Origin of the sequence: Pseudoalteromonas sp. NFXS39 (assembly GCF_040148775.1) — a bacterium.
GTDB lineage: Bacteria > Pseudomonadota > Gammaproteobacteria > Enterobacterales > Alteromonadaceae > Pseudoalteromonas > Pseudoalteromonas apostichopi.
Genome location: NZ_JAGDEC010000004.1, coordinates 97,210 through 111,174 on the forward strand (window position 1 = coordinate 97,210; position 13,965 = coordinate 111,174).

Here is a 13,965-nt window from a genome sequence, read left to right on the forward strand (position 1 = left end):
ATTAAACCAAGTTTAAATGGATTAACTAATACACTTTGTGCTTAAATAGCCAAATAACCTGCATAAAAGGCCAAAAACAACTGGTCGGAGCAATTTCAGTGACGAAACTTCAACATCAAAAAGCCATAGAAATTAGTATTTTGGTTTATCCACACTTACTAATAACTAGTTTAACCTTACCTATAGAAATGCTTAGAGCCGGCGAGGCCTTTGCCAAAAGCCATCATCAGCATAACGAATTTAAACCTCTCAACATCAACTTAGTAGCAACTAGCATAAAAGCGATCCCCAACCGCACGGGGCTAGCAATAATGCCCGATTGCGAAACTGCCTCAGCGCCAGCTAGTGAGTTAATTATTGTCCCTGGTATTTGGCGCAACCCGCGACCTGTAGTAAGCAAACAGCAAAGCTTGGTTGACTGGCTTGGCGATTCTTGGCGGCAAGGCAGTCATATCATTGGTGTAGGTACTGGCAACTGTTTAGTTGCTGAGGCTGGATTACTTGATGGTCACCCTGCTACCACCCACTGGCATTACGCAGAGCAATTTAAACGTGACTACCCTAAAGTGCAGCTTAAACCTGACTTTTTTATTACTCAATCTGAGCGTATGTATACAGTTGCCAGTTTAAATGCCCTTGCAGACGTTATAGTCCATATTATTAGCCAATATTATGGTCGAGCAGCAGCGCAACATGTTGAACGTAATTTCTCTCATGAGATTCGTAAGCCCTATGAAGATCAACGTTATCTAGAAGGTGCGGTTGATAAGCACCCTGATGAACTTATTGCGCAAATTCAATTTTGGCTGAAAAACAATTTAACCTCCGAACTGACCCTGCAAGAAATTGCGGCGCAATTTAGTTTAAGCTACCGCACCTTTACACGCCGCTTTCGTCAAGCCACCAGCCAAACACCCGTTGAATATTGGCAACAGCTGCGTGTTCAAACGGCAAAAGAGTTATTAGCCTCATCAAATTTATCTATTCAAGAGGTAGCACTAGAAGTCGGATATAACGACCAAGGTCATTTAACAAGGGTATTTAAGAAAGTGCTTTCACAAACACCAAGTGAATATCGCACAGTAGTTAGGCGTAAACTGTTTGGTTAATTAATAAGAAATTACTGATTGAAGAACAATAAAATCTGATATGGAGCATTTATGTTGCTCAATTAGAATTTGTTACTAAGCTATCACTTAGTAGTATTTGTATTTAATTGAGTTCAAATAATGTATCAGCCTGATTATGATGAATTAGTTGAGAGTTGGAATAAAACCCTTGAAGTATTAGCACTGTTTGCCGATGTGCCTGTCGCTTTAGTAATGAAGGTCGAAAATAATATTATTAGTGTATTTTCTAAAAATGCAAACCAATTAAACCCATACGAAATAGGCGACAGTGAAAAGTTTAAAAATTCAGGCCTTTATTGCGAGCATGTTGTAAAAAACCAGAAACTGCTGAATATACCTAATGCACTTATTGATGATGATTGGAAAGAAAACCCTGATATCAAGCTCAATATGGTTTCCTACTTAGGTTTGCCCATTTCTGCTGGCGATACAACGCCATTTGGTACAATATGTATCCTTGATAGCAAGCCCCATGAATACAACGAGCCAGTGATAAAACTACTCGAAACAATAAAACAAAGCTTTGAGACCCAACTAAAATTACTTTACCAACAGAAACAATCGCTTGAACAAAACCAATTTACTGAACTTGCCACTTTAATTCGTGGCATTGCCCATGAGGTCAATACTCCTTTAGGTAACTGCATAACAGCCGTTGATTTCACTCAACAAACAGTGACAGAAACTCAAAATAGGCTTACACAGAAATGCTTGAGTCAGCAAACACTGCAAAATACACTAAACACTTTGTTAGACACTCATGAACTAGTAAGTCGCAATTTAACTACTTGCGCCTATAAGATAAGAATTTTACAGGATTTGCTCTATACAAAATCACAATCAACTAAAACAATCATGACGTTAACTCAGCTTTCGGAGTCATTGTATAAGCATTTAGAAGAGCAAATAAAACATCGTGGTATCAAATTAGATATTAATTATCAAAACCCTCATAGCCAATTCGAAGTTGAAATAGACTTGCTAAAACAAGTACTTTTTATTTTGCAGCAAAACTCAATTGAGCATGCGTTCAACAACATCGAAAACCCTGCTATAGAAATTGATATTTATGATTTTGATGAGGTATTAAAAATTCACTACTCCGATAATGGCACCGGTATCAGCATAAGTGAACAAAACTCCATTTTCACCCCATTTTATAAAGGTAAAAACAACCAATCAGGTATTGGGCTTGGCCTCAGCATTGCGAAGAAAATAGTTACTCAACAACTACAAGGTGAAATCTGTGTTCAAGAAAGTAACAACGGCGCTCACTTTTTAATTAGTTTGCCGAAGTAAGTTTTAATGAAGAAATCATACTTTTTTACATTGATGTTATTTACTCTAATTTCTTCTTTTGTTGAAGCAGAGCCAAATTATGATGAAGTAAAGCAATTAATTAACAAGCACTTTATCCGTAAAAATGATTATTCAGACAAATCAGCCTATCTTGGCTATAAGACTCCAAACGTTGCAACACTTCTTAAATCACTCAATGAACCTCATACTTATCTCAAGGATAAAGATTCAAATATAATTTTTTTCAGCGCCAAAAAACGCTGTGTTAATAACAGTAAAATTAAGCTGAGTTTTCAAAAAGGTAAACTTGCTTATCTAAAAGTTTCCAGTATTGGTGCGACAACAACGGAAGAAAAATCTCAATATGTTCGTAATTCAATCAATAATATAAGATCTCAAGACAACGAGAATTCTCGATACTGGATTATTGATTTAAGAAAAAATAGCGGCGGCAATATGTGGCCGATGTTGCAAGCACTTTCCCCTTTTTTCGACGCTACACAAACATTAGGTGAATTCCATTTGTCATCTGGAAGCATTACTAGATTTGGATTTAAAGATGGAATAGCCCATGAAAGCACGCTACAAAAAATCAATTTTCAACCAGATACTTATCATTTAAAACATCAGCCTATCGGGATTTTTGTTTTGATTGATTCTAGCGTCGCTAGTTCAGCTGAAGCATTGGCAATTGGGCTATCTTCTCTTAATAATGTAACACTTGTTGGGGAGAAAACGTGTGGCTTAGCTACTGTCAATACTCCGTTTGAGCTCAGTGACGAAAGTATTCTTGTTTTAACAACAGGCGAGATGGCCAATATTCATGGGCAAACGTTTAAAAATGGAATCAAACCTAGCATGAGTAGTCTAGAATTTAGTACGCTAATCAAAGACTTTGGAGAATAAAATCTGACTAGTTTGTGGGCTACCTCTGTCCTCATAACCCACTATTGCATAACCATTTTTGATAAGCATATTCAGCATTGCAGGAAAACGGTTCATAGACTTAACCATTATAACTCGGTAATTATTGGTCTTAACCCAAGCTTCTTGCGCGTTTAATAATGATTGAGCTATGCCCTGCCCTCTACATTTTGGCGCAACTGCACCAAGCCAGCTATAAAAGGTGTTTGAATCTAGCTCATAACCCAATTTGTAGGCCACAGGCTCATTTTCGATATAAGCAACTAAAGCTAGATGCTCAACATCTGCACACCGTGCTTGTAATTTACTGAGGCTATTTCGGCCATCAAACTCAGGAATTTGACTATCAACAAGTAACAAATCTTCTAAACAGGACGGCTTTATTGTGTAACAAGGCTCCATGAATCACTCTAATCTAACTTCTATTATCTAACTTCACTTTTCTTTTCGATAATACAACTTTGAATAGCGTTTTACACGAACATGCACACCGCGACCTAAGCTCTTAAATTTAGCTTCAAGTACATCTACGCCATATAAAATAACGACCACTAATACCGAAAGTTTAATTGCAGCTAACAAGTTATCAGTGGCAATCACAACACCTATAGAGGCTAATACCCAAATAGTTGCTGCGGAAGTTACTCCAACAACCGCACCATCTTTCGCAAGCATCACACCCGCACCTAAAAAGCCGATACCGGTAATAATTTGGCCTACAACACGTGAATGGTCTATCACATCGCCATGTAACATAAATGCTGTAGCAAGAAATAAATAAGTACCTAACACAATCAATGCGGAGGTACGAATACCAACAGGCTTACCTCGTAATTGACGCTCCATACCAATAATTGCGCCGCAAAATGCGGCGCTACCAATTGCTGACCAAGAATAAGGGGCAATATCAAATAAACTACTCAGAGTCACTGTACTTCCAAATCAAACTAACAATTAAAATTATAAATAAAAGGCCATCGCAGTGCTGAGTCTTGATGAACCAAAACTAGCCATTTTGTTAAAATCGGCTTTGGTTATTGGGACATGCTGACAATCAATCGCCAATTGTTTTTCGTTTTCACAAAACGGGTCATGCACGTACAAGCAATGCTCATCAATATGCGTTACACACACCCAATGCGGTGACTTTTTACCATCAAATCGATAGGTACTGATCAATAACACCACCGCTTTACCCTCCGCAAGCCAATCTTCAATGGAGGCCAAGGTTAACTCTTGATACCTCACAGGCAGTTTTGCAGCGATTGCTTCAGCCACAAACTGATTGTGTACGGTATGCAAAATGGCTTTTTTCTTTTCGCTTCTTACCCCGTCAATAAACAAAGTATCACGGGTATTTAAAACTACATCAGCTTTAAAACCACGTTTCATTGCAGCAAGCGCTAACCCTAGAGGGTGACAACCGCCATGCCCTGAAGTCATGAAGATAGTCGTGGCTTCACGCCATATATCCAGCTCTTTGAGTTGGCTCATTGCGGTATCATTCAAGGATGACATTGCCATTAATAGCGCCGCAGGACCACAGGTAAACTCGGTTGTTTGCTGATACCAAGGCGTGTGTTTATCGGCATTAAACTCGATATTACGTCGAATGTTTTTTTGCATTCGATGGGCATCACTATGGTCATCATAATAATCACTGTAATGACCAAACACCTGGTAACCCAGTTTTTCATATAAGCAAATTGCCGATAGGTTGTTTACCGCAACTTCTAGACGCATATATAAACGGCCGCGTTTAGCTGTTTCGTTTTCAAGCGCAAGCAGTAACTTTGAAGCAATGCCTTTGCCTTGCTGAGATTGCAAAACCGCCAGTGAATATAGCCGAGCAAGACGCGTCCCCTTGTGACACCAAACCAAGCCATAACCAACTAGTTGGTTCTCGATCTCGGCCACCATCAGTAAGCCATGCGTTGCGCTGATCCAACGTTTTAAACTACGACTACTTAATCTATCTTGACTAAAGCTTTGTTCTTCAATGGCAACAAGGGCCGCCAAATCCGTTGCCTGAGCAAAACGGATTTGACAAACAGAGGCGTTCATTAACCACGGCCTCGTGCTTCTAAGCGTTGTTTAAACTCATCCATAATGATCATATAAAGCTCGTCACCTAAATAGGCATCTTCGACTTTATGGTCGATACTTGGGTTGTCATTCACTTCTAACACGTATGCTTTACCTTGATGTTCTTTAACGTCAACACCATACAAACCTTTACCTACCGTTTTGCAGGCTTTTAACGCCGCATCGAGTACCACTTTAGGTAATTCAAATGTTGGCAAGGTTTCAAAGCCACCAGAAAAGAAACGTTTTGCATCATGGTTATAAATTTGCCAGTGATTACGCGCCATTAAATAACGACACGCATAAATTGCACGGCCATTTAACACCCCGACACGCCAGTCGTATTCGGTGTACATGTACTCTTGTGCAAGCACAAGTGCACTGAACTCAAACAACTCTGTTAATTTAGCAACTAACTCATCACGATTAGCAACTTTAAATACGCCTTTTGAGAAAGAGCCTTCTGGCATTTTTAATACCAGTGGGTAGCTGAAGTTTGCTTCTAAACTTTCAATTGTCTCTTCACTTGTATCAGCCACAACGTGAGTTTTTAAACTCGGCACTTTTTGATAATTAAAAGCATCGTGCAAATACACTTTATTACAGCAGCGCAGTATCGACTCTGCATCATCAATCACCACTAACCCTAAGCTTTGTGCTTTACTCGCTAAACGATAGGTTGGATGGTCGATGGCCGTTGTTTGACGAATAAACAACGCATCAAATTGTGCAATATTGGTAATTTCATCAAATGTAAGTGCTTGAGCATAAATACCATGTTTAGCGGCTGCTTTAATAAATTTAGCAATGGCATCTTTATCACTTGGCGGCACTTTTTCTTGGTGATCAACCAATATGGCCATATCCCAACGGTAACGACGTTTTTTATCGTGAATGCGCCATACTGACATCGTAAAGCTATTGAGTTGCTTTACAAACTCTGTAAAGCCAGTGTCATCTAATGATGCAATCGCACCTTGCTTCACAACACCTTGTTCATCACACACCAAAATAGGCGCAGGATATTGCGAGAATAATGCTTTAGTTGCTTTGCTTTGCTGCTCTTGATCTGTGTGACCAAAAAATACAGTACAACCAGCAAGCTCTTTATGACGCGTGCTATGCTCATCGCTACGTAGTGCATTAATTGTTTTTACACTCGGTAATACCTGATGCTTTCTTGCTTCAGCAAGCAAAGAGCAATAATAGCCTTTACTTAAATACTGCCCTGTATCACACAAGTTTAAAATACGCGTTTTTGGCTCATTATGTTTTGGGTAATCACGTAAGTAGGTGTCAAAGGTAATGACATTTTCGAAATTTTGAGCAATACGTTGCTCATTGTTATCAACCACAATCAAGGTTTTAAACACGACTTTTCCTAAATTAAGTCTTATGAAAAAAATGAAAACACCCAGCCGATTAAGTGAACGCATGAGGCTAAACTTCACTTAACTAGATGGGTGCTTATAAGCATTAAGCTTGATGTGATTTATAGAGGTTTTTTTACTTTGTGACCAACGAGTTATTTTTTACTTGAAGATGAAATTTACTGATTAATAAATTTTCTTGATCAGACTATTTCTGTAATGCTATAAAACTGTGCGTTACCTGCAATTGTCAGTGTTACTTCGTCATCAATTTGCTTGCCAATCAGCTGTTTACCTAACGGCGCTTCACGGGTTACAACATATATAGGCTGTTCTTTTACGGTGACTACTAAGCCACCTGCACTTGGGCCCATAAAAAACCACTTTGAGTTATCTTGTTCATCGACAAGACACACTAATGCACCTTCACGAACCTTATTAAATTCGCTTTCTTTAAACACTGTATTGAATGCTTGTATGTCACGGTAGCACTCATTAACTCGTTCAGCTTGCCCTTGCGCTAAATAAGCGGCTTCTAAACCCAAGGTATCGTATTGAGTTTCAGCAACACTTTCTTCGTGGGTTGCTGCATCATGAGCCGCTTTTGCCGCTGCTTTGGCGTTTTGCAGTTGTGCCTCTAGCGCAAAGCGTAAATGTTCAATTACGTGTGTTTTATTCATATCAAAGCAGTTAAAACAGAAAAGCCGCTATTCTATGGAAAAATAGCGGCTGATGAAAGTAAGTTATAAAACTGACTTATGGCATATCCATATAGGCTTTGGTTTTATCATCCAGTGTTTGGGTGTAATTTTCTGAACTTAACCCTAATAATTGCGGTAAGGTGGCGGCGATACAAATCGATGAGAAGGTGCCCACCACAATGCCTGCAAATAACGCGATAGCAAAACCCGTTAATGCAGCGCCAGCAAGCAGCCAAATACAAGCAATGGTCGCAAGTGTTGTGCCTGAGGTGATCAATGTACGCGTTAACGTAGAGCCAATTGCATCATTAATCACAACATGGGTATTAATGCGTTGATTGTCTGGCTGAATACGTAAAAGCTCTCTAACTCTGTCGCCAACAATAATTGAGTCATTTAATGAATAGCCAATAATAGCCAGTAAACTCGCCAGCACGGTTAAATTAAACTCAAGCCCTAACAAGGAAAACAAGCCAAGCACTAAGATTAAATCATGTAACAGTGCAACCACTGAGCCTACCGCGAGTCGCCATTCAAAACGTACAGCTAAATAAACCATAATGGCAATCAGTGCTGCAAATAATGCTAAACAGCCTTGCTCAAAAAGCTCATCACCGACTTGTGAACCTAAAAAAGAACTTGAAAGCACGGTAAATTCTACACCTTGCTCATTCAGCTCTGATTGCCAATTGCTGGCTTCACTAAGCTCTGGCGCTTCTCTTAAAACAAAGTGGTATTCACCCGCTTTAGTTATGGTTAATTTGTTTGCAATTTCAGGACTTAACTTTGCCTTTAAATCAGCAATAGTTGTTACTGACGTTGTGTTTATCTCAGTGATGTAGCCACCTGTAAAATCAAGGCCAAAGTTTAGCCCTTTGACAGATAAAACACCTAAGCTCGCGATGACTAAAACACAGCTTAGCAATAACCCTAAAACGCGCGATTTACTCGCTGCAGTTAATGTTGACCAACTCATGCTTTAGCCCCCGATAAATTTGTCAGTTTAATGTAGAGTGTTTGGCTAAGCGCTTTTGAAATGTAAACACCGGTGAATACGCTGGTTAATAGTCCGAGCGCTAATGTAATTGCAAAACCTTTCACCGGTCCATAACCAATGGCGTATAGAATGATAGCTGTGATCATGGTGGTCACATTGGCATCAAAAATGGTCGTAAATGCTTGGTTATAGCCTTGCTCTATTGCTTGATAGGTAGGTCGACCTTTACGTTTTTCCTCTTTTATTCGCTCAAAGATAATTACATTAGTATCAACTGCCATGCCTATTGTTAATACAAGCCCTGCGATGCCCGGTAATGTCAACACCACGCCAGGTAATAACGACATTAAGCCGACTAAAGCGGTTAAATTAAGTAACAACGCAATGTTGGCAATCAGGCCTAAACGACGATACCAAAGCGCCATAAATGCAAGGGTAATACCGATACCAAGCATTAAAGCAGCTAATCCGTGTTCAATGTTTTCACTACCTAAGCTTGGACCTATGGTTTGTTCTTGAACGATTGTCACTGGTGCAGTTAGCGACCCTGCACGAAGTAAAAGCGCTAAATCGTAAGCTGCTTGTGGGCTTTTCATATTCGTAATACTAAAACGAGAACTTAAATGCTGTGCAATGTTTGCCACATTGATCACTTCGCTTTTTTTCACAACTTCGCCATTTGCATTCCGGGAGTATTCAGAATAAACCGTAGCCATTGGCTTACCTATATTGTGCTTTGAAAAAGCAGACATCGCGTCGCCACCTTGAGAGTCTAAGCTAAGCTGGACTAAAGGCTTGCCCCATTCATCTTTACCAACACTGGCATTATTGATGTGATCGCCTGAAAAAATCGCCACAGGATTTAAATTAACAACGCCACCACCTTGCACATTAAACGCTTTACCACCCACTTCGACGACCTGATAAAAATCTAGGGTCGCTGTTGCACCAATAATGCGTTTAGCTTCTGATGGATCTTGTACCCCTGGCAACTCAATGCGAATGCGCTGCTTACCTTGCCTTTGCGTTACCGCTTCTGTGATGCCAAGCTCTTCAATACGTCCACGCAGGGTTGTTAAGCTTTGTGCCATGACTTGTTTATTGAATTCGCTTTGGCTTTGCTCATTAAAATGCAGTAATACTGTGGTTAGGTTATTACTCGTTGATTTAGTTTGCATCAGGCCTTTGAATTGACCTTGTAAGGTTGAGATGAGTCCTGGGAGTTGCCCTTCACCGCTTGGTAAAATTTGCAGCTCAACCCCTTCTTTTACTTCACTGGCTCTAATACCACGAATTTTGTCTTTTCGAAGCGTCAATTTAGTTTGTTGATACACACTGTTTAAGTGCTCTTGCATTGCTTTATCTAGGTCAACATCAAGCACAAATAGCACCCCACCATTTAAGTCAAGTCCTAACTTAATCGGTGAAAGACCAAGCTGCTGAAGCCATTGTGGGCTTGTCGCATGCTCAACAATTTTAGCTTCCAGCTGTGGGTATTGAGTTTTTATAAAACTCAGTGCATTGGCACTTTGAGTAGGCTCAGCTAATAAAATAGCCAGTTGTGCTTGGCTATCATTAGCTTCAGACACTTCAAAACCATGTTGATTTAGTGACGTTGTCACACTTTGCAGCGTCACAGTTTGATCTGGCAAGCTAATGTGCAACCAAGATTTGTTAGGGTAAAGATTAGGTAGTGCGCTAACCGCTAATAAAATACACGCCGCTATCATAGCGACATAACTCATTTTTAGACGACGCCATAGCGCCGGCTTTGATTTATGTGACATACATGACTTCCTTCCAGCATTTTCAGCCGGTAAAAAATTAATTCCAAAAATAAAAAAGTAACGAAGGAAGTCGTTTAGCTATGGTAGGTCGTATTCGCTTTGTACAAGAGATTAGCGTCTTTCCAGCCACTAATGCGGGATTTACGTTGCGTGGCTAACGCAAACCATGGGATCATGCGCACAGCACTTGGTGGCGCTAAAAAGTGCTCTTTTCCCCAATCTTCAGCAAAGAATTCAATTAATAGCTCGTAATCAGGGTCAACCTGACTATGGTAAAGAAACAATGATGAATTACTGGCAGTTAAACGCGGCACAAGGGTATCAAACCCCGATGGTTCTACCGGTTTAGGATGCTTAGCTGTATGAGTTTGAGAAATAACTGGGGTTTTAGTCAGCTCGACTTGGAACAATTTAGTGGCAGCATAGTGTGAGTGAGTATCAGGCACAGCCATGCTCTGTGCACTAAAGAACACAGTAAATAGCAAGATAATGACTGAGAAAAACCGTAACAAGAACTGACCAATAAATTAAGTGGATAACACAGCTATAATGAGGGTAAAAAAATAAAACACAAGTTATTACTTAAATAAAAGTAACTAAAATAAAGCGAGCCTAACTCGACCCGCTTATTAATTTAACTTTGTTAAACAAGTTAAACTTCTAATGATGACATGTCGATAACAAAGCGTGAGGCCATATCACCTTGCTTTAATTTATCGAAAGCGTCATTAATTTGTTCCATTTTGATCATTTCAACTTCTGGCAGAATATTATGTAACGCACAGAAATCGAGGATCTCTTGGGTTTGTGCTATACCACCTATCAATGAGCCAGCAACACGGCGACGTCCAAGCAGAAGTGGAACAGAGTTTGATTCTGCAAGTTCACCAACTTGGCCAACTAGCACTTGGGTACCATCTATATCAAGTAGTGGCATATAAGGTGTAAAGTCATGTTTAACGGGTATGGTATTAATAATTAGATCGAATTGATTAGCATGTGCTTGCATCACTTGTTCATCACTTGAGACTAATAAGTCTTTCGCACCATAATCTAAAACCTGTTGTTTTTTCTTATCACTGCGGCTAATTGCCGTAACATGTGCACCCATTGCAGCTGCGATTTTAATTGCCATGTGACCCAAACCACCTAGACCAATTACCGCAACACGGCTGCCTGGGCCAACATTCCACGTGCGTAGTGGTGAATAAGTTGTGATACCCGCACATAGAATTGGCGCACATTTCGCTAGGTCTAAACCTTTAGGTACATTGAGTACGAACTCTTCACGAACCACAATGTGTTTTGAATACCCACCTTGAGTAAGTTCGCCACTGATACGATCTTGCCCTGAGTATGTACCCACCATTCCTTCGCGACAAAACTGCTCTTCACCATGATGACATTGGTCACAGCTCAAACAGCTATCTACCATACAACCAACAGCGACATTATCGCCCACTTTGTATTTAGTAACGCCGCTACCCACTTCAAGAACGCGGCCAACAATTTCATGACCCGGTACTACTGGGTACTGAGTCCAGCCCCAATCGTTTTTTGCTGTGTGTAAGTCTGAATGACACACGCCACAATAAAGAATTTCAATTGATACATCTTCTTCACGAAGTGCACGGCGTTCAAAATGATACGGCTCTAATGGTTTTTCAGAATCATGTGCTGCATAACCGACGGTTTTCATGCTTACTCCTTAATTTTCTTCGTGTTTAACTCATGCAATTAACAAATTTGCTAATGCGCTGGTGTATACTGCACTCAGTATAGAGGTAAATTTACAAATTACACTTGCCTAAAACACGAAAGCTTTTGCCTATTTTTATCAAATTGATTTAAGAGACCCCCATGCGTGGAATGAGCCGCAAAGAACAGGTAACGAGATCGCCTGATGCAATGAACCTATCACAAAGCATCAAAACACTCTGGCCCTATTTAATGACCTTTAAAGGCCGAGTTATTTTGGCTGTACTAGCTCTTATTGCAGCCAAGGGGGCCACATTGCTGATGCCTTGGGCACTAAAAGAAATAATCGACGCAGTAGATTCTAGTATCAACCTGATATTAAGCGTTCCTATTGCCCTGCTCATCGGCTATGGTTTGCTGCGCTTTGCCAGTGTGTTTTTTGGTGAAGTTCGCGATGCATTGTTTGGCCGTGTTACTGAGCACGCTATGCGCCATATTGGTTTAAAAGTATTTAAACACTTACATAGTTTAGAATTAGCCTTTCACCTTGATAGGCAAACAGGCGGTATTAGTCGAGATATAGAGCGTGGTACAAATGGCCTCAGCTTTTTAATGCGCTTTTTGATGTTTAACATCGTGCCAACCCTATTTGAAATAATCACAGTCGCCATTATTTTTGCGACCTTGTTTTCACCTTGGTTTGCATTAGTCACTGTTATCGCTGTCGCTATTTACATTGCTTTTACTGTAATAGTAACTCAGTGGCGTAACCGATTTATACGTGAAGCAAATACTGCCGATAACAACTCAAATACTCGTGCTATCGACAGCTTACTAAATTACGAAACCGTTAAGTACTTCAACAATGAACATTATGAAGCAAACACCTACGACAGCTTTTTAGCTAAGTGGGAACAAGCGAGGCTAAAAAATCGTTTATCGTTACTGGCGCTAAATTCAGGGCAAGCACTTATTATCGCCGCAGCTATTACAGCACTAATGTGGCTAGGTGCCAGTTCAGTGGTCAATAAAGAGCTGACCATAGGTGAGCTTGTGATGATCAATGCTTACATGATCCAGCTATTTCTACCTCTTAATTTTTTAGGCTTTGTGTATCGTGAAATACGCCGTGCACTAACTGATCTTGAAAACATGCTCGGCTTATTAAATCGAAAAGCCGCTATTAGCGATGACAAAGATGCAAAACCATTAACTACAACAAAAGCAGCTATTCGATTTGAGAATGTCTCTTTTAGTTACGACAAACAACGGCCTATTTTAAATAATTTAAGTTTTGAGGTTACTTCAGGCAGTAAAGTAGCGATTGTCGGTGCCAGTGGCGCAGGTAAAAGTACCTTAAGCCGCCTGCTTTACCGCTTTTATGATGTGGATGCGGGCAAAATTTATATTGATGAGCAAGCAATCAACACAGTTACACTTGAAAGTTTGCGCCAAGCTATTGCCATCGTACCGCAAGATACCGTGCTATTTAACACCAGCATTCGCGAAAACATCGCCTACGGAAATCCAACGGCAAGCGAAGATGATATTGATAAAGCTATAAGCCTTGCCCACTTAGATGGGTTTATTGCAAGCCTAGATAAAGGCGATAAAACCCTTGTTGGTGAGCGCGGTTTAAAAGTGTCGGGCGGCGAAAAGCAACGTATAGCAATTGCCAGAGCCATTTTAAAGGGTTCACCTATTTTATTATTTGATGAGGCAACATCAGCGCTTGATTCGCATTCAGAGCAAGCTATTTTAAGTGCTATGCGTGAAGTCGCGCAAAAGCACACCAGCATAGTCATTGCCCATCGTTTATCAACAATAACCGACGCAGACAAAATTATTGTTATGAAACAAGGACAAGTTGTTGAACAAGGTCAGCACCAACAGCTACTTGCGGCGAATGGCGAATATGCTCGAATGTGGCAGTTACAGCAAAGCGACGAATAAACACTGTTAACTACTAGGTTA

General features: G+C 40.2%; 13 protein-coding genes. 4 read left to right on the forward strand and 9 right to left on the reverse strand.

Annotation, left to right across the window (positions count from 1 at the left end; genetic code table 11):
- Positions 1-98: 98 nt before the first annotated feature.
- The 3 genes from J3455_RS09060 (at position 99) to J3455_RS09070 (ending at position 3,335) form a co-directional block, all read left to right on the forward strand.
- Entirely contained in the window at positions 99-1,109 is a 1,011-nt protein-coding gene (locus tag J3455_RS09060; RefSeq protein WP_130051366.1) for a GlxA family transcriptional regulator, read from the forward strand.
- Between the two features lie 120 nt (positions 1,110-1,229).
- Positions 1,230-2,429, forward strand: coding sequence for a GAF domain-containing sensor histidine kinase (locus J3455_RS09065; protein WP_130051365.1), 1,200 nt, complete (start codon positions 1,230-1,232; stop codon positions 2,427-2,429).
- Between the two features lie 6 nt (positions 2,430-2,435).
- Positions 2,436-3,335, forward strand: coding sequence for a S41 family peptidase (locus tag J3455_RS09070; protein WP_178927027.1), 900 nt, complete (start codon positions 2,436-2,438; stop codon positions 3,333-3,335).
- On the opposite strand, the gene J3455_RS09075 is transcribed toward J3455_RS09070, so the two are convergent.
- The 9 genes from J3455_RS09075 to J3455_RS09115 all read right to left on the reverse strand — a co-directional run bounded on the left by J3455_RS09075 (position 3,312) and on the right by J3455_RS09115 (position 11,992).
- The gene (locus J3455_RS09075; RefSeq protein WP_178927028.1) at positions 3,312-3,755 is read right to left on the reverse strand and encodes a GNAT family N-acetyltransferase; all 444 of its coding nucleotides are present in this window, start codon (positions 3,753-3,755) and stop codon (positions 3,312-3,314) included. The two genes, J3455_RS09070 and J3455_RS09075, sit on opposite strands and share 24 nt — an antisense overlap.
- A 33-nt stretch (positions 3,756-3,788) precedes the next feature.
- Positions 3,789-4,283 carry an MgtC/SapB family protein gene (locus tag J3455_RS09080; RefSeq protein WP_130051362.1) on the reverse strand — a complete coding sequence of 165 codons (495 nt, stop codon included), beginning with the start codon at positions 4,281-4,283 and terminating at the stop codon, positions 3,789-3,791.
- A 30-nt stretch (positions 4,284-4,313) separates the two neighbouring features.
- The gene (locus J3455_RS09085) at positions 4,314-5,417 is read right to left on the reverse strand and encodes a GNAT family N-acetyltransferase/peptidase C39 family protein (protein WP_130051361.1); all 1,104 of its coding nucleotides are present in this window, start codon (positions 5,415-5,417) and stop codon (positions 4,314-4,316) included.
- Complete coding sequence (locus J3455_RS09090) at positions 5,417-6,811, reverse strand: RimK family ATP-grasp domain-containing protein (RefSeq protein ID WP_130051360.1); 1,395 nt, start codon at positions 6,809-6,811, stop codon at positions 5,417-5,419. Before J3455_RS09090 ends, J3455_RS09085 begins: the two co-directional genes overlap by 1 nt.
- Before the next feature lie 200 nt (positions 6,812-7,011).
- On the reverse strand, positions 7,012-7,488 hold the full coding sequence (locus J3455_RS09095; RefSeq protein WP_130051359.1) for a GreA/GreB family elongation factor: 477 nt from the start codon (positions 7,486-7,488) through the stop codon (positions 7,012-7,014).
- Between the two features lie 76 nt (positions 7,489-7,564).
- Entirely contained in the window at positions 7,565-8,485 is a 921-nt protein-coding gene (gene secF / locus J3455_RS09100; protein ID WP_130051358.1) for a protein translocase subunit SecF, read from the reverse strand.
- Positions 8,482-10,293, reverse strand: a complete 1,812-nt coding sequence (gene secD, locus J3455_RS09105; protein ID WP_130051357.1) for a protein translocase subunit SecD — start codon at positions 10,291-10,293, stop codon at positions 8,482-8,484. The genes secF and secD overlap by 4 nt, the downstream gene beginning before the upstream one ends.
- 74 nt (positions 10,294-10,367) lie before the next feature.
- Positions 10,368-10,805 carry a hypothetical protein gene (locus J3455_RS09110; RefSeq protein ID WP_349561571.1) on the reverse strand — a complete coding sequence of 146 codons (438 nt, stop codon included), beginning with the start codon at positions 10,803-10,805 and terminating at the stop codon, positions 10,368-10,370.
- A gap of 140 nt (positions 10,806-10,945) precedes the next feature.
- The gene (locus tag J3455_RS09115) at positions 10,946-11,992 is read right to left on the reverse strand and encodes an NAD(P)-dependent alcohol dehydrogenase (protein WP_250660956.1); all 1,047 of its coding nucleotides are present in this window, start codon (positions 11,990-11,992) and stop codon (positions 10,946-10,948) included.
- Positions 11,993-12,201: 209 nt separating this feature from the next.
- On the opposite strand from J3455_RS09115, the gene J3455_RS09120 reads away from it, so the two are divergent.
- Positions 12,202-13,944 carry an ABCB family ABC transporter ATP-binding protein/permease gene (locus tag J3455_RS09120; RefSeq protein WP_502935096.1) on the forward strand — a complete coding sequence of 581 codons (1,743 nt, stop codon included), beginning with the start codon at positions 12,202-12,204 and terminating at the stop codon, positions 13,942-13,944.
- Positions 13,945-13,965 lie beyond the last annotated feature (21 nt).